General features: G+C 46.6%; 15 protein-coding genes, 1 pseudogene and 1 riboswitch. Of the genes and pseudogenes, 7 read left to right on the top strand and 9 right to left on the bottom strand.

Features of this window, described 5'->3' with window-relative positions:
* The first annotated feature begins 2 nt into the window (after positions 1-2).
* Positions 3-428: an organic hydroperoxide resistance protein gene (locus Y79_RS0103225; protein WP_016936400.1), complete on the top strand. Its 426-nt coding sequence runs from the start codon at positions 3-5 to the stop codon at positions 426-428.
* 27 nt (positions 429-455) lie between these two features.
* Here Y79_RS0103225 and Y79_RS0103220 read toward each other — a convergent pair whose 3' ends face one another.
* A complete protein-coding gene (locus Y79_RS0103220) occupies positions 456-902 on the bottom strand; it encodes a MarR family winged helix-turn-helix transcriptional regulator (protein WP_029575215.1) in 447 nt (148 codons plus the stop codon).
* A 136-nt stretch (positions 903-1038) separates the two neighbouring features.
* On the opposite strand from Y79_RS0103220, the gene ohrB reads away from it, so the two are divergent.
* The 4 genes from ohrB to Y79_RS0103200 all read left to right on the top strand — a co-directional run bounded on the left by ohrB (position 1039) and on the right by Y79_RS0103200 (position 3729).
* On the top strand, positions 1039-1449 hold the full coding sequence (ohrB, locus tag Y79_RS0103215; RefSeq protein ID WP_016936399.1) for an organic hydroperoxide resistance protein OhrB: 411 nt from the start codon (positions 1039-1041) through the stop codon (positions 1447-1449).
* Between the two features lie 140 nt (positions 1450-1589).
* Complete coding sequence (locus Y79_RS0103210) at positions 1590-2111, top strand: alpha-helical endospore appendage domain-containing protein (protein WP_016936398.1); 522 nt, start codon at positions 1590-1592, stop codon at positions 2109-2111.
* A gap of 21 nt (positions 2112-2132) precedes the next feature.
* A complete protein-coding gene (locus Y79_RS0103205) occupies positions 2133-2597 on the top strand; it encodes a hypothetical protein (protein WP_029575214.1) in 465 nt (154 codons plus the stop codon).
* A gap of 4 nt (positions 2598-2601) precedes the next feature.
* Positions 2602-3729: a glycosyltransferase family 2 protein gene (locus Y79_RS0103200; protein WP_016936396.1), complete on the top strand. Its 1128-nt coding sequence runs from the start codon at positions 2602-2604 to the stop codon at positions 3727-3729.
* Positions 3730-3745: 16 nt separating this feature from the next.
* Here Y79_RS0103200 and Y79_RS1000000121865 read toward each other — a convergent pair.
* The 3 genes and pseudogenes from Y79_RS1000000121865 to Y79_RS0103185 form a co-directional block, all read right to left on the bottom strand.
* Positions 3746-4690, bottom strand: a pseudogene (locus Y79_RS1000000121865) (BclA C-terminal domain-containing protein).
* Between the two features lie 183 nt (positions 4691-4873).
* Positions 4874-5344 carry a nucleoside deaminase gene (locus tag Y79_RS0103190; RefSeq protein ID WP_016936393.1) on the bottom strand — a complete coding sequence of 157 codons (471 nt, stop codon included), beginning with the start codon at positions 5342-5344 and terminating at the stop codon, positions 4874-4876.
* A gap of 120 nt (positions 5345-5464) precedes the next feature.
* The gene (locus tag Y79_RS0103185) at positions 5465-6649 is read right to left on the bottom strand and encodes an MFS transporter (protein WP_016936392.1); all 1185 of its coding nucleotides are present in this window, start codon (positions 6647-6649) and stop codon (positions 5465-5467) included.
* Between the two features lie 82 nt (positions 6650-6731).
* Here Y79_RS0103185 and yeiL point away from each other — a divergent pair, with 82 nt between their 5' ends.
* Positions 6732-7403: a transcriptional regulator YeiL gene (gene yeiL / locus Y79_RS0103180; protein WP_016936391.1), complete on the top strand. Its 672-nt coding sequence runs from the start codon at positions 6732-6734 to the stop codon at positions 7401-7403.
* A 49-nt stretch (positions 7404-7452) separates the two neighbouring features.
* Here the strand turns inward: yeiL and metE are convergent, their stop codons facing one another.
* Positions 7453-9741 carry a 5-methyltetrahydropteroyltriglutamate--homocysteine S-methyltransferase gene (gene metE / locus Y79_RS0103175; protein WP_016936390.1) on the bottom strand — a complete coding sequence of 763 codons (2289 nt, stop codon included), beginning with the start codon at positions 9739-9741 and terminating at the stop codon, positions 7453-7455.
* An 83-nt stretch (positions 9742-9824) separates the two neighbouring features.
* Positions 9825-9979, bottom strand: a riboswitch (SAM riboswitch).
* 140 nt (positions 9980-10119) lie between these two features.
* On the bottom strand, positions 10120-11079 hold the full coding sequence (locus tag Y79_RS0103170) for a S8 family peptidase (protein ID WP_016936389.1): 960 nt from the start codon (positions 11077-11079) through the stop codon (positions 10120-10122).
* Between the two features lie 219 nt (positions 11080-11298).
* On the opposite strand from Y79_RS0103170, the gene Y79_RS0103165 reads away from it, so the two are divergent.
* Positions 11299-12132, top strand: a complete 834-nt coding sequence (locus tag Y79_RS0103165; RefSeq protein ID WP_016936388.1) for an STAS domain-containing protein — start codon at positions 11299-11301, stop codon at positions 12130-12132.
* 45 nt (positions 12133-12177) lie between these two features.
* Here Y79_RS0103165 and Y79_RS0103160 read toward each other — a convergent pair whose 3' ends face one another.
* Genes Y79_RS0103160 through Y79_RS0103150 form a run of 3 tightly spaced genes read right to left on the bottom strand, consistent with a single transcriptional unit; the run spans position 12178 to position 15137 of the window.
* Entirely contained in the window at positions 12178-12939 is a 762-nt protein-coding gene (locus Y79_RS0103160; RefSeq protein ID WP_016936387.1) for an energy-coupling factor transporter transmembrane component T family protein, read from the bottom strand.
* The gene (locus Y79_RS0103155) at positions 12914-14551 is read right to left on the bottom strand and encodes an ABC transporter ATP-binding protein (RefSeq protein ID WP_016936386.1); all 1638 of its coding nucleotides are present in this window, start codon (positions 14549-14551) and stop codon (positions 12914-12916) included. The genes Y79_RS0103160 and Y79_RS0103155 overlap by 26 nt, the downstream gene beginning before the upstream one ends.
* A complete protein-coding gene (locus Y79_RS0103150; protein WP_016936385.1) occupies positions 14538-15137 on the bottom strand; it encodes an ECF transporter S component in 600 nt (199 codons plus the stop codon). The genes Y79_RS0103155 and Y79_RS0103150 overlap by 14 nt, the downstream gene beginning before the upstream one ends.
* Positions 15138-15227: the final 90 nt, after the last annotated feature.

Below are 15227 nucleotides of genomic sequence, written 5' to 3'. Positions count from 1 at the left end.
ACATGACAAAACCATTATTTACAGCAACAGTATCAGCCGCCGGCGGACGGGAGGGAAAAGTCACGTCTTCTGACGGTGTGCTGAATCTTGATGTGGCCATGCCGGGAACGCCAAGAGCGAAACGTCTCGAACATGCGACAAACCCTGAACAGCTGTTTGCTGCAGGGTACTCAGCCTGCTTTGACAGCGCCCTTCAGCTCGTAGCGAGAAAAGAGCGCCTGAGTATTGAAACAGAAGTCACTGCGCATGTCAGTCTGCTGAAAGATGAAGCAGATCAAGGATATAAACTCGGCGTTACGCTTGAGGTTAACGCATCCGGCATTGAGAAACAGGAGCTGGAAGCACTTATCCAAAAAGCGCACGGTGTCTGCCCGTATTCAAAAGCGACGGCGGGAAATATAGAAGTAAAGCTTCTGGCAGCAGAATAAAAATAAGGATGCCCATTCGGGGCATCCTTATTTTTCGCTGTGCAGCGTTCTTAAAACCTCATAAAGCGACTGCTTTACCTGCTTTAATTCCTCTTTTGACAGTCCCGTCTGTTCCAGCATGGCAATGGGAATATCCGCCGCCGTTTTCTGCATGGCCCATCCTTCATCTGTCAGCCTGATCGTCACGGAGCGCTCATCTTCAGGCGACCGCCTTCTTATAATGATTCCGCGCTGCTCCATCCGTTTCAGCATCGGTGTCAGCGTTCCTGAATCCAGGTGCAAAAGCTCACCCATCCGTTTTACATTCAGTTCTTCATGCTCCCATAATAAAAGAAGCGCCAAATATTGCGGATAGGTCACATTGAGCTTATCAAGCAGCGGTTTGTACCGTTTCGTCATTTCCCTTGAGCTTGCATACAGCAAAAAGCAAAGCTGATTCTCCAGTTTCATATGTTCAAATTCTTTTTCTGCCATAACTTCTTCACCAACTCTTTGTTTGTTAACGTTACCCCTATTGTAGCCGAAAAACGGCCCATTTCCTATTCTAATATGTTTAAAAATATGAGCATGGGTAATATAAACAATAAGTACAATGAGGAGGCTGATAATTATGGCATTATTTACTGCAAAAGCGACCGCAGTCGGCGGACGGTCAGGACATATTAAATCCGAAGACGGAGTGCTGGATTTTGACATCATCATGCCGAATGCAAAAAAAGACGGAGAAACGGGCACAAACCCTGAACAGCTTTTTGCGGCAGGATATGCTGCCTGCTTCGGGGGAGCGCTTGAGCTCGCTGCCAAAAAACAGAATATCGACCTGACTTCTGAAATTGAAGGGCAGGTCAGCCTTTTAAAAGATGAGAGTGACGGAGGATACAAAATCGGCGTAACGCTCGTCATTGATACAAAAGACCTTGATAAAGAAACGGCGGAAAAGCTTGTACACGCCGCTCACGAGTTCTGCCCGTATTCAAAAGCAACAAGAGGAAATGTTGACGTAAAACTTGAACTCAAATAAATAAAGAACGAATATCCCGGATATATAAGATCCGGGATATTTTATTAACGAAACATCAGTAATGAACTCTTCTCTCCCGGAATAAGAATACGATATAGCACTTTTGCATAATGACACCAAGAGAAACGAGGGAGAAAACGATGTCTCTTCCAAATATCCCGAACATCACCCCCGACATTACACTTTCCAAATGTGAGACTGTGAACTTCCTTCTTTCATCTGTGGCTATGGAAGAAATCGGACTATCCCATATTCTGCAGGCGGAAGCAGATCGAATTCAAACGTTTCTCGGCGCTTCCGGCGATCCTTCTCTGGGGGAATTGTCAGCAATCAATCGAAGCACCGAACGGCTTCTGCGCACAGTCATGAAATCCCAGCTCCTTTTGCAGACAAAGCTTGAGGACATTATCTACTTACAGGATTCTGAAGCCTGCATGGATCCTGATGACCGAAGCGATCCTGATGATCCGGATGACCCGTGGGACCCAGATGAACCCTGCGATCCTGATGACCCGGATGACCCGTGGGATCCAGATGAACCCTGCGATCGTGATGATTCTGATGACCCGTGCGACGGTCTGTTTTACGGCCGCATTGGCTGCTGTGAGTGCGAGGATTGTGAGGAATGCGAATGGAGGAGGAAAGGCGGGGAGCGTTCATAAAGGAAGAGATGGGTGAAGCATATGCCGTATCCAAGCCTCTCAAAAGCGAAACAGACATCTTTTGAAGCGATGCATTGTCTCACGATTGCGCTGTTACATATATTAGCTGTGACCGTTGAAAAAAGAAAGGATTCAAATTACAAAGAAGAAATCAGGCTGTTCTCCGCATTGTGCCGCTGGCAGGCGGAAACAGGCGGGCGGCTGTTTTTAATGATCAGCATGGAAAGAGAGAAGAAGCGGATGTATGAGCGGCACTTTCACGAAATGAAGACAGTGACGGAACGAACGAAAAAATTCATTTCTGAAAGCCCGCCAGAATTCCGGACGCATCCCATTACGAAACGGGCGGTCAGGCAGCTTCGGGAATGGGATCCGGAATCATCTGCCGAACCTGCCGTCAGATGGGTGCGGCCTGTTTTCGTAACGATGAACGGCACTCCTGAGAAGCCTTGGTTCAATCAACAACTCCAAAAGCGGGAAAGGTGAGAACATGAGCGGAAATGCTGAATGTAAACTGACGCTTTGCATGATTGTAAAAAACGAGGAGAGATATATCTCCCGGTGTTTATCAAGTGTACAAGATATTGTGGACGAGATCGTCATTGTAGACACCGGGTCACAAGATAATACAAAAGATATCTGCAAAAGCTTTCAGGCCAGAGTGTTTGATTTAGAATGGGAGAATGATTTCGCCAAGGCGAGAAATTACGGCCTGCAGCATGCCGATGGGGATTGGATTTTAATGCTTGACGCGGATGAAGAGCTCGATCAGGAGAGCGGCCGCTTTATCACTTCGCTGCTTCATGATGAATTACCGAGCCGGGGTCTTTTAAAAATCATCAATTATACGGGGAAGCAGCTGGATGAAAATGAAGCGTTTGAAAGCATGCAGCCGAGACTGTTCCGCAATCATGAAGGCCTTCTGTACCGAGGCAGAATTCACGAAAATATCACCTCTTCCAATGAGGAAGAAAACAATGCGTTTTTTACGCTTCCTTGTGTGATTCATCACTACGGTTATTTGGAGCAGGAAGAAAAGATCAAACAAAAACATAAACGAAATATCAGCATTTTAAATGAAGAGCTTTCAGAAGAAAATCCGGATCCGTGGCTTATTTATCATTTGGCAAGCGAATGCTGCAGAATAAAAGACTATGAAAAAGCATTACATCTTGTCAACGGATCAATTTTTCAATTTTTAAGCGAAAAACGAATGCCTCCGTCTCTCTTGTATCATTTAAAATATACAATGTTGCTTGAACTCAAACGGTATGAAGAAGCGGAGCAAGGGATTGACAAGGTGCTCAGGCTTTATCCTGATTACAGCAATCTTCATTATTATAAGGGCCTTATATTATATCATTTGGAAAAGTACAGAGCGGCTATCAAAGCATTTGAAAACGGAACGAAGATTGAAGAAGAAAATGCTGGCCACTTACATTTAAAAGGTGCCGGCGATTTCAGAGCTTTTTATCATATGGCGAAATGCCATGCTGCATTAAACCATGATATGACGGCCGTCGCTTACGCCAAAAAATCCGTGAAATCTAATCCTCAATTTAAACCTGCACAAGAACTTCTGACACAATTAAAAAAGGATCAGCGGACAAACGCCTGATCCTTTTTTTGTTCCGTTAAGATAATCGAATAATGTTCAACGCCGCACCGGCACTTCCCCCAAGCAATGCCGCCTCACCTAATAATCCGAACAGCTGAAGCTGGATGGTGCTGCCTGCTGACAAATTCACAATGAAGGAGTTGTTGAAGTTTGCCAATGACACGGCAGGTGCAATAATTGAACTTGCAGGCGGGGTGCCGTTAATCAGGACCCGTGAACTTACAAGCTGGCCCGCTGCTAAATTAATCTGGTAGGAGATATAGTACCGTCCTGCCGGCGCAACGGTAAACACAGTATTAGCAGCATTAGCCGTAATATCCGGGGAAAGGTTTTGATCATTCGGCAAGGAAATGGCTGTGCCGCCGATAACAACAGCGACAACACCGCCGCCCGTATTACTTGCAAATCAGGAAGTCGCCGTTAAACTTGTTCCGGTGACACCCGCAGCGCCGGTGGCTCCAGTGATACCAGTGGGTCCAGTCGGCCCTGCCGCTCCAGTGGCCCCAGTAGTACCTGTGCCTCCGGGCGGTCCGATGGCTCCGGCAGCACCAGTGATGCCTGTGGGCCCCGAGACCCCTGTAGCTCCGGTAATTCCTATCGGTCCATTTTCTCCAGTAGCGCCAGTGGCCCCGGTAATCCCGGTCGGTCCAGTCGGCCCCGCCAGTGCAGAGATATTTGTGATACTGTCCAATTTTGAACCGAGAAGAAGCTCCTGTTTCATTAAACTGTCAAGCGTATGACGGACGCTCTCATTCAAGTTCAAAATATCCGCAAGACTTGACGGCGGCCCTGTTAATCCGGGAATCGTTCCGAGCGCATATTGGATTTTTTCTCCTTCTGCATCCAGAATATGGGCCATTCCCAGCTCTTCCATCGCAATTGATGAAAGAAGAAGGTCAATGGTATCGTCTCTGGAATGGATCACGACAGGGGTGATGTTAGGTACATTAGGCTGTGACACAATGTCCCTCCTTATGTGTTGACAGAAAATGTCTTCATTACGTATAAAGTCCCCGAAAAAAAGCGTAAAGCAGTACTTTATCAATATATTCACTTATGCTGTCCATTTTTCTGAAAGAATGATCTTAATTAACCAATTGCGTTCACGAAAAATAAACCTGCGTTGTGAGCAGGTTATTCTGGATTAATATACTTTTTTGCGGGCGGAAATTTTCCAGGCGTCAAAGGGGGCGGTATGATCGGAGAAGCTGAGATGATAAAAAGGAATTGATCTCTCCGTCCGCTGTTTCTTGATTTCATCATATATGAAGGTGTCATCAAAGCCTGCGTCAGAGGCATCTGAGTGGCTGGATGCGTAATATACCGCTTTTGGCCTCGCCCAATAAATGGCGCCTAAACACATAGGGCAGGGTTCACAGCTTGTGTAAATCACACAATCGTCAAGCTGATATGTTTGAAGCGTCCGGCACGCATTCCGGATCGCCGTTACTTCAGCATGGGCTGTCGGATCGTTGCAGGATGTCACATTGTTCTGCCCTTCGGCGATAATGACGCCGTTTTTAACGATGACGCAGCCAAAAGGCCCTCCGCCTTCATCCACGCTCTCAACTCCCAGCGTGACCGCCCGCTTTAAAAATGAAGTGTGCTGATTCATTTCAAATCCCCCTCGGTTGATCGAATACTTTAACTATAGCGGAAGATACATCGCAAAACATTGGCAAATCGGTCAAAATAACAGCTGGAAATGGGATCATATATATAAAGAAAGCTTTGTCTATATATCTTGTGCATGTCCTGCAAAAACTCTCTTTTTCATTTCCAGTTTTCTGTATAAAAGGGCAAGAAGCATAGAGGGGATCGTACAAACAACCATTCCGATAAAGGCATACCGGGGTTCAATTTCATATAAAAAACCTCCGAAAATAGTAAATACCGCAGTGCTCCAGCTGAGCGCAAGCGCTGAATATATGCCTTGGGCTTTCGGGACTTGCGCAGGGGAAATATGTTTAATTAAGTATTTCATAAATGCATAGTGTCCCATCGCGAATGAGCAGGCGTGCAGCGTCTGCGCGATGCAGAAAATGATGACATGCGGAAAGGCAAAGACGAGTATCCAGCGTACGGTAGCACCAAGCGCCGCCAAAGCGAGCAAAGCACCAGCCGTAAATTGATGAAAGCATCGGTCAGCGATTGCGAAGAAAATGATTTCCGCAATAACGGCGATGTTGATGATGATTCCGATTGCATATGCGGGTGCATGAATTTCCTGCAAAAAGAGATAACCGTAATTGTAGTAAGACGCATGTGCCGCCTGCAGCAAGATAACGATTGCGAGCACCAGACCGAAATGTTTGATGCGGAATAAGGCAAGCATACCCTCTTTTTTTGTGCAATCTGTTTCCGGCCGTTTTGAAAGAACAGCAGGCGCATGCATAAAGCTGAGGCATACGAATATCAGAGTGCCCAAAAGCAGTGCCCATAAAATCACTTGATCTCCAAATATACCTGTAAAGACGGACAGGATGACGCCGGCTGAAACAAATCCGGCGGACCCCCACTGCCGGCTGGTCCCGTAATCTCTTAATTCATTATGCTGTACCAAAACGCCGCAAGCGCTGTCCAAAGCAGGCATCAAAGCCGGATAAAACACATGCAGCCCTAATGTGACAAGAAGCAGGCTTAGAAAAGAGTCAGCCGGAATATAACATAAAAGCGCAAGAAATGTACCGATTCTGGCTCCGTTCAATATGGCTCTGCTGCTGAATTTTCCGGATAAATAAGGAAAGAAAAGTAATGTGGAAATTCCTCTTGCCGCCAGACCTAAGCTCATAATGAAACTGGCTTCGGATACGGAAACCCCTTTTATATGGACCATCCATCCCGTCCAATAGGGCAGAAAAATCCCCCATGTCATAAAAAAGCTAAAAAAATGCAGACTCATCCAGCGATATGCGTTCATTCCCGTTCCTCCTTTTCATTGGCATGTTATCATGTAAAACGTAAAGATAATATGAGATATCTCATATATTTCGGGGTGGACGATGGAAATTTATAAAGGTGAGAAAAAACGGCATCAGATAGAAAAACACTCAATCGCGCATTTATTTTCTTTTCCCGCTGAAGAGTATATGGAAGTGCGGGAATATCAGCGGGATGAATGGATTATTCAAGAGGGCATGAGGCCGGACTTCCTGTTTTACGTGATTGAAGGAAAAGCGAAAATATATGTAACCCATCAAAACGGAAAAGTATCGTTAATTAATTTTATCAACAAAAATGATTACATTGGAGAGATGGAACTATTACATGAAGTATATTACACAAAAGGCATTCAGGCCTCAGCGAAGACTGTGTGTTTCGCTCTGCCGATTTGCCGCTGCCGCGCGCAATTGCTGCAGGATGCGAATTTTCTGCGTGAATTGGCTAAGTTTTTAAGTGATAAAGCAACGCTTATGGCTTCAAAGTATTCACAAAGTCTGGCGTTCCCGGTTGAAAACCGGCTTGCTGATTTCATTTTGCAGACGGCTTATGAAGGATTTTATAAAGAGAAGCACGTAACGGTTTGTGATTATTTAGGTGTATCTTACCGTCATCTCTTGCATGTGCTGACGCAATTCTGCCAAAAAGGGTATTTGCAGAAAGAAGGGCGGGGCTATCAAATTAAGCAGCATGATTCACTAAGTGAACTTGCAGAGGCGCTGAAGAATAAGTAGCAAGCCCAAAAAAACAGCCATCCGCACATTAGGGATGGCTGTTTCTTTATTATACAAGCTGAGCTTGTTTTTTTCGCGCCTGTTTCGCAGCGTCGACCATATTTTTTAATGCCGCAACGGTTTCTTCCTGCTGTCTTGTTTTCAGCCCGCAGTCCGGGTTTACCCAGAAGCGGTCTGTCGGACACACTGCAAGCGCATCATCGATAATTTGATAGATTTCTTCAGTAGCCGGCACGCGCGGGCTGTGAATGTCGTATACACCGAGTCCGAGGCCTTTCACGTAAGGATGATCTTTCAGATATTCTAAAAATCCTCCGTGGCTTCGGCTGTGTTCGATTGTGATGACATCCGCATCAAGGTCATTGATCGTATCGACAATATCTTCAAAGTTGCTGTAACACATATGCGTATGAATCTGCGTCTCATTTTTCACAGAAGACGTCGTTAATCGGAAAGCTTCTGCGGCCCAAGTTAAATATTCATCCCAATCCTGCGTTTTTAACGGCAGTCCTTCGCGGAGCGCGGGTTCATCCACTTGGATAATCTGAATACCGGCATCTTCAAGCGCTTTTACTTCTTTTCTGAGGGCAAGCCCGATCTGGAAGGCGATTTCTTTTCTTGAAATATCCACGCGCGGGAATGACCAGTTTAAAATGGTGACAGGTCCCGTCAGCATGCCTTTCATGTGCTTTTCTGTCAGCGATTGGGCATAGACCGTATCTTTTACCGTCATCGGTTCGATAAATTCGACATCTCCGAAAATGACAGGCGGACGTACGCAGCGTGAACCGTAAGACTGCACCCATGCATATTTCGTAAAGGCGAACCCGGCCAGTTTTTCACCGAAGTATTCGACCATGTCCGTCCGTTCAAATTCTCCGTGAACGAGCACGTCTAAGCCGATTTCTTCCTGAATCTCAACCCAGCGCTTCGTTTCCGCATTAATAAACGCTTGATACTGTTCATCCGTCCAATCTTTTTTCCGCCATTTTTGCCGTGCGCTCCGCACTTCTGCAGATTGGGGGAAGCTTCCGATCGTCGTCGTCGGCAGAAGGGGAAGACCGAGTGATTCATTTTGCAGCGCCAATCGTTCTTCAAAGCTTGCAGGGCGGGAGAAATCTTTTTCTGTCAGCTGATTCAATTCTTCTTTTTGAGCTGAGTTCGCTCCTGTTGCGAATGCTTTCAAAGCTTTAAGTGCCGCTTTTGACTCTTCGATCTGCTCACTGACAGCCGCTTTGCCGGACAGAAGCCCTTCTTTTAAGACGCCGAGTTCCGCCAGTTTTTCTTTAGCGTATGACAGGCCGTTCAGCAAATCCTTTTCAAGATGCTCGTCAGGGTGTTTCGCCACCGGCACGTGCAGAAGGCTGCTTGAAGGCTGAATCCATAACTCCTCAACATCAGCGTGGCTGAGGATATCCAAAGCCGCATCAAGGCGTTCTTCAACATCGATTTTCCAAATGTTTCGGCCGTCGATCACACCGGCTGCCAGCACTTTATCTTTCGGGAAGCCGTGCTTTTTCAATTGCTCAAGGTTTCTGCCTTTATCATGCACGAAATCAAGCCCGATTCCCTGTACAGGATACGAAACGAGTTCTTCATATGCATCAACCGAATCGAAGTATGTCTGCAGGAGGACATTCAGCCCTGAAAGCTCTTTTGCAATAGATTCATAGAGTTCTTTTGCGGCGCGGACATCTTCAGCAGAGGCTGTCACAAGGGCTGGCTCATCAATCTGAACCCATTTGACGCCTTCTGCTTCAAGCTCTTTCAGCAGCTGCACATAAAGAGGAACAAGGCGCTTTTGAATCGCTTTCGCCTCTGATTCTTCGTATCCTTTCGCAAGCGTGACGAATGTGTACGGACCGACGATGACAGGTTTCGTTTCCGCTCCGAATTCTTCTTTGATCCGGCGGTAGTCGTCAAGCTGTTTGTTTCTCGTCAGACGGAATTCAATGCTTTCGTCATATTCAGGAACGATGTAATGGTAGTTGGTGTTGAACCATTTTGTCATTTCACTGGAAACGGCGTCTTTAACACCGCGGGCAATCGCGAAATATGTATCAACGGGATCTGTGATGCTGCGGAATCTTTCCGGAATCCAGTTAAAGCTGACAGCTGTATCAAGCACATGGTCATAATGAGTAAAATCAGAGACCGGCACGATATCGATATTTTGGTCAAGCTGTGTTTTGACAGCCGATAAGAATAAACCGTCAAGCTCTTTAAGAAACGTTTCTTTATCAGTGTTTCCTTTCCAATAAGCCTCAAGCGCTTTTTTCCATTCTCTGTTCAAGCCGATTCTCGGAAAACCGAGATTTGAAGTTTTGATTGTAGTCATTAAGTCTCCTCCTTTAAGTGAGATGTAACAAAAAAGCCTCTTTCTCATGAGAGAAAGAGGCTTTAACATCAAAATTCAAGCCTCTCTTATCTCTCAGATCATGTCTGATGGAATTAGCACCGTGCCTTATGAGACAATCGTCTCGGCGCAAAAATCACGCGCCCCATTTCACAATGGAATTACGGTCGGTTGCTGTTGGGGTCAAAAGGCCAATCCCTCGCCCAACTCTCGATAAGAGAAAATATTTCAATTTTTTTGAAAAGTTACATCATTTGTTGGTTATCTTATCAGCTTATTCAGATCACTGTCAATAGAAAATCTCACATTTTAAAAATTGGTGATTTTGACAAGCGGATCAATCATTATATGAGAAAAATATCAGAAAGACAGCAGCTGTGCCTGTTCGGCTCTTTCCATGAGCACATCAGGCGCGTCTAAATACAGAAACCCGTTCCCGGCCAATGTTTTGGAGATGTTCAAAGGAAGAGTACGCCGCACAAGCTGGGCATAAATTTCGGCTTCAGAAAGCGTCCGCTGAAACGAGTCCTGTTCAAGCCCTTTTATTAAGGCCAGCGCTCCGCTCACGTGCGGGGCGGCCATTGAAGTGCCCGTCAGCTTCCCGTATTTATGGTTGGGAAGGGTGGAGAGAATGTTTTCTCCGGGCGCCACGAGGTCAATTTCTTTATTTGCGTTTGAAAATTCTGACGATTTACGGGCGATTGAGACTGATCCGACGGCGATCACTTCGTTGTAAGCGGCCGGATACGACAGTTCTTCTGTCCGCTCGTCTCCGTCACCTTCATTTCCTGCTGCGCAAACGACCAGTACACCGCTTTTTACCGCATTTGAGACGGCTTCTTTCAGTTCAGGCACATCGTTCGGTCCGCCGAGTGACATGGAAATAATGTCCGCCTTTTGTTCAACGGCGTAGTTGATGCCGTTAATGATCCATTCGTATTTGCCGCTGCCGTTTTGACCGCCGAGAACTTTAACGATTAAAAGGCTCGCTTCCGGCGCAACACCTGAAATTCCGCCGTTTGAATCATTGGCGGCAATCGTTCCGGAAACATGTGTCCCGTGGCCGTTGTAATCGGAAATCGCGTCTTCTTTGCCTTCGTCATCATCGGTGAAGTTTTTTCCGCCGATAACCCGGTCTTTCAAATCAGGATGATTAATGTCGCAGCCTGTATCAAGCACCGCGATTTTAATATCCTTTCCTTTAAACCCTTTTGCCCACAATTCTGGCGCCTTAATCACTTTAATACCCTCAGGAAGCTCGTTCACATCCATGATCTGCTCATCCGTGACATAAGGAATCAACCGCATTTCACCATTCATAAAAAAGCCCTCCTTTTTTATGCTTGCGAGTGGATTCAAGGGTGTTGCTACTATTTTATGGCAGATTATGCCGTTCGGAAAGAGTCATTTGAAGCATTTTCATAAAAAAGGCGCAATCTATTGCACTAAATAATTTCAAATAATTGGATGGTTCAACGGCTTTTATTTTGATTCGGCACCAGCTGACGCTATAATTGGAAATGGGAAAGGAGAAGAGGTATGAAGATAAGTGAAGCATTGTACGACTATTTTTCCGAACGGGTGGATCAAATTGCGAAAGAATGGATTGAAACGATGGAAGATTCGGATCCGAATTCGATTTACTCTTTGACAAATCCCGTCATCATAGAAGAGCTGATGGAGCAAGATAAAGAATTTTACCGGCATATTAATAAAATGTATATCATGCCGGAAAAAGAATTTTTAGAAGAGTTCGAGCGATGGGTGATTGAGCTTGCGAAAGACCAGAAGCATCTGGATACCCCGGTCCAGTATGTGGTCCGTGAATTCATGAGAAACCGGAGACTGTACATCAGTTATTATGATGCGTTTGCCGATAAACATGAATCTTCGTTTGCCGAGGGAGAAAGGAAGAGATGGGAGAATTTAATCGTTCAAGTATTTGATTTTACGATTTACACCTTTGTCGATCACGCCGAATATAATTCGAAAATGCAGCTGAATGCGCAAAGAGAAATGATTTTAGAATTAAGCTCGCCGGTTATTACGCTGAGCAATCGGACGGGGCTTCTGCCGCTTGTCGGCAATATTGACACGGAACGCGCCAAATACATTCTTGAAAATACGCTGAGTACATGTGCAAACCGGCTGATTGAGCATCTGTTAATCGACTTGTCGGGCGTAGTGGTTGTCGATACAATGGTGGCGCACCAGATTTTTAAATTAATTGAAGCGCTGAACCTGATCGGCGTTTCGTCCACTTTATCCGGGATCAGGCCGGAAATTGCCCAAACCGCCGTACAGCTCGGCATTAATTTCTCGGATATTACGGTTAAATCCAACCTCGCCCAGGCTCTCAATTATCATCAGTAACATACATATAAGAACAGGCTGCCGAATCACTCCGGCGGCCTGTTTTTATACAAACAACAGTGAAATGAGACAGCTTGCGCCGAATAAAAGGAGCACGAGCATGAAAAAGAACCAGTCGGCGCGGCGCACAGTAACCGTTCTGTAAAACGTGCGGTTTCGGCTCCCTGTAAAGCCTTTAGATTCCATTGCGATCGCTGTGCGTTCCGCCTTTCTGATGGCGCCTGCCAAAAGCGGGATGGTAAAGCGCCTGAAGGCAAAGAGCTTTCCTTTCAGCCCGGAATCAGATGCCGCGCCTCTGATTCTGTGCGCCTGTCTGATAATCAGGATTTCATCTTTCAGAAGAGGAAGAAACCGGAACCCGGCGATCACGCCGTAAGCAAGCTTCGGCGGGAGCTTACATTGCTGAATCAGACTGAGCATAAACAGAATCGGATCGGTTGTGAAAAGAAACATCATCGACAAAGCGGAAAAACATAAAATACGAAACGCGATAGAAATCCCGAGCGCCGCATTATCACTGTTGACGGCAATCGGTCCGAGCTTAAACAGCAGATTGCTTTCGGTTGTCGGGACGTTTCCGAATACGACGGCTGTCCATAAAGAACCGAAGGCAAGAATGACAAACGGAACCGTAAACAGCAGCCATTTTTTCAGCGGCACACGTCCCGCCAAGAGGACGCCTCCGGCAATGATAATATAAAACAAAGCAGGCGTGTACGGGTTATAAATAAACGAAAGCATAACAACGCATAACAAAACAGCCGCCGCCTTAATTGACGGGTTAACAGCCTCCAGCCGCAGGTTCATTTCTCCGCCTCCTGTCGTGTTTCATCCATTCATACCGCAGGGGCAAAGCTAAATGCGCCCGCTCCGCGATTCCGATATGATCAGAAAACAATGAGTCGGGCGTTCCGCGGTACACCAGCTTCGTGCCGCAGAGCACAAGGATCGTATCGGCATAATCTGAGACGAGCTCCATATCATGTGTCACCATTAAAACGGCCGTTCCTTCCTTTTGGATCTCCTGAAGCATCAGCATGCACTCACGCGCCGTTTTTGCGTCCTGCCCGAAAGTCGGTTCATCAAGCAGCAAAACTTTCACCTGATGCATAAGCATCGTGGCGACGCTGAGCCTGCGTTTTTGTCCTTGGCTTAAAGAGAATGGATGCTGTGAGGCATAGCGTCTCAGGCCGAACCGGGTTAAGAGCTGAAGAGCTTTCTCCTTTGCGGCTTGACCGTTTTCAAAGCCGAACAGCAGCTCTTGAATGACGGAATCTGTGACAAACTGGTGTTCAGGATTTTGGAAAACATACCCCATCAGCCGCCGAAGCTCTTTTTCCGAATAGGAATCTACCGGTCTGCCGTCTATTTTGATGTCTCCGCTCACAGGACGGATGAGCTTGGCCGCGGCGGACAGGAGCGTTGATTTTCCGGTTCCGTTAGGGCCGGCAATCGCGGTGATTGACCCTTTTTTTACGGAAAAGCTCACGTCCTGAAAAATGATGTCTGTTCCTCTTATGAATGACAGCCCGTGAACACTCAGCGCGTCCTCTGCCGAAAGCGCGGCGGGCCGGGGGCCGGGAAAGGGCGGTACAGGTTCTTGAAACAGTCTTTCTTTGCACAATGTAAAAGGAATGCTGACGTGCTCCTGCAATGAGATCACCCGCGGAATCGGAATGCCGAGCTGCGTCAGCTCTTCAAGTTTTGTTTCAAAGATCGCGCCCGTCTCTCCGTCCATCACTTTCTGACCCGTTCCGTCAAGGACAATTGTCCTGTCCATCCACGGCGCCCAATGATCAAGCTGATGCTCGATAACAAGAAGTCCGAAGCCTTTTTGGGCCTGCAGTTCTTTGATCAGCCGCACCAATTCACGCACGGAATATGGATCAAGCTGTGCCGTCGGTTCGTCTAAAATAATGAGTTCCGGTTCCATCGCAATGATACAGGCGAGCGCGACCTTTTGTTTTGAACCGCCTGACAGCGAGGCGATCGTCCGTGTTTTCAGATGAGTGATTTCTAATTTTTCCAAAACGTCCTCAATAATTAAGTCCATCTCTTCTTTTGTATATTGCAAATTTTCCAGACCGAAGGCTATTTCATCTTCAACCGTCAGCATGCAAAACTGCTGATCCGGATCTTGAAACACGACCCCGATGGATCGGGCGGCGGGTTCTGACAGGTCCGAAAGAGGTGTTCCGTATAAGGAAACGGTTCCCGTTTGAACCGCATCGCAAGCTTCCGGGTACAGACCGTTTAAACAAAGTGCGAGCGAGCTTTTGCCGCATCCGCTCGGCCCGAGCAATAAAACCCGTTCTCCTTTGCGGAGCTGAAATGACACGTCTTGAAAAACCGGCTTCTCATCCTGCTCATAAGAAAAGGTAAGACGGCGGGCCGATAGAAGGGGTTCAGATGCCTGCATCTTGATTCACCTGTTTCTTTTTCTTCTTGAATTCTTTTCCGAGCGCCATGCCGTTCAGCACCCCTGTGTAAGCCAGCGCATCACTGATTGCTTTGCCGAGAAGGCCGGCAAGAAGCGCACCTGAGACCAGGCGGATGAGAAGCATGACGGCTAATAAACCCGGATTCAAAACAGAGTATCCGGAAATGAACAAGTCATAAATGAAGCTCGCAACAGAAGACCCCATACCGGATAAAAGGAGCACGGGCAGGGTATACACCCGCCAGCGTGTCGCAAAAAAGACCGCTTCCGCACCGATTCCCTGCGCGATGCCGATCAGAATTACCATCGGCCCTGACGGATTTCCGAGTAAACACTCCACAAACGCGGCGATGATTTCAGAAATGAGCGCCGCTCCCGGTTTTTGAATAATGTAGGCGGCAATCACCGAGACGATAAACCAAATACCGTAAATCGGTTCGTAGCTCATCCGGCCGAAAAACCCTGCCGCTATATTGCTTGCATGAGTTGATAATAAATAAACGACAGCAAATACAACACTGATGACGGACATGACGACAATTTCTCTCATTTTCCAATTTTTCATTGTGATCTCCTGCTTTCTTATCGGATAGTCGTATGTATGAAAGAGTTGATTTTACGAAAGACGATTGATCGTAAGTTTCATATTGCAGTG

It is taken from the genome of Bacillus siamensis KCTC 13613 (assembly GCF_000262045.1).
In the GTDB taxonomy this organism is placed as follows: Bacteria; Bacillota; Bacilli; order Bacillales; family Bacillaceae; genus Bacillus; species Bacillus siamensis.
Note: the sequence above shows the minus strand (reverse complement) of the source record. Positions and strands in the feature narration are given on the sequence as shown.

Excerpts from the sequence above, each read along its gene's own strand:
- Y79_RS0103210 (WP_016936398.1), top strand. The coding sequence starts at position 1,590 with ATGTCTCTTCCAAATATCCCGAACATCACCCCCGACATTACACTTTCC.
- Y79_RS0103165 (WP_016936388.1), top strand. The coding sequence starts at position 11,299 with ATGAAGATAAGTGAAGCATTGTACGACTATTTTTCCGAACGGGTGGAT.
- metE (WP_016936390.1), bottom strand. The coding sequence starts at position 9,741 with ATGACTACAATCAAAACTTCAAATCTCGGTTTTCCGAGAATCGGCTTG.
- Y79_RS0103220 (WP_029575215.1), bottom strand. The coding sequence starts at position 902 with ATGGCAGAAAAAGAATTTGAACATATGAAACTGGAGAATCAGCTTTGC.
- yeiL (WP_016936391.1), top strand. The coding sequence starts at position 6,732 with ATGGAAATTTATAAAGGTGAGAAAAAACGGCATCAGATAGAAAAACAC.
- Y79_RS0103200 (WP_016936396.1), top strand. The coding sequence starts at position 2,602 with ATGAGCGGAAATGCTGAATGTAAACTGACGCTTTGCATGATTGTAAAA.
- Y79_RS0103225 (WP_016936400.1), top strand. The coding sequence starts at position 3 with ATGACAAAACCATTATTTACAGCAACAGTATCAGCCGCCGGCGGACGG.
- Y79_RS0103160 (WP_016936387.1), bottom strand. The coding sequence starts at position 12,939 with ATGAACCTGCGGCTGGAGGCTGTTAACCCGTCAATTAAGGCGGCGGCT.
- Y79_RS0103150 (WP_016936385.1), bottom strand. The coding sequence starts at position 15,137 with ATGAAAAATTGGAAAATGAGAGAAATTGTCGTCATGTCCGTCATCAGT.
- Y79_RS0103155 (WP_016936386.1), bottom strand. The coding sequence starts at position 14,551 with ATGCAGGCATCTGAACCCCTTCTATCGGCCCGCCGTCTTACCTTTTCT.
- ohrB (WP_016936399.1), top strand. The coding sequence starts at position 1,039 with ATGGCATTATTTACTGCAAAAGCGACCGCAGTCGGCGGACGGTCAGGA.
- Y79_RS0103170 (WP_016936389.1), bottom strand. The coding sequence starts at position 11,079 with ATGAATGGTGAAATGCGGTTGATTCCTTATGTCACGGATGAGCAGATC.
- Y79_RS0103190 (WP_016936393.1), bottom strand. The coding sequence starts at position 5,344 with ATGAATCAGCACACTTCATTTTTAAAGCGGGCGGTCACGCTGGGAGTT.
- Y79_RS0103185 (WP_016936392.1), bottom strand. The coding sequence starts at position 6,649 with ATGAACGCATATCGCTGGATGAGTCTGCATTTTTTTAGCTTTTTTATG.
- Y79_RS0103205 (WP_029575214.1), top strand. The coding sequence starts at position 2,133 with ATGCCGTATCCAAGCCTCTCAAAAGCGAAACAGACATCTTTTGAAGCG.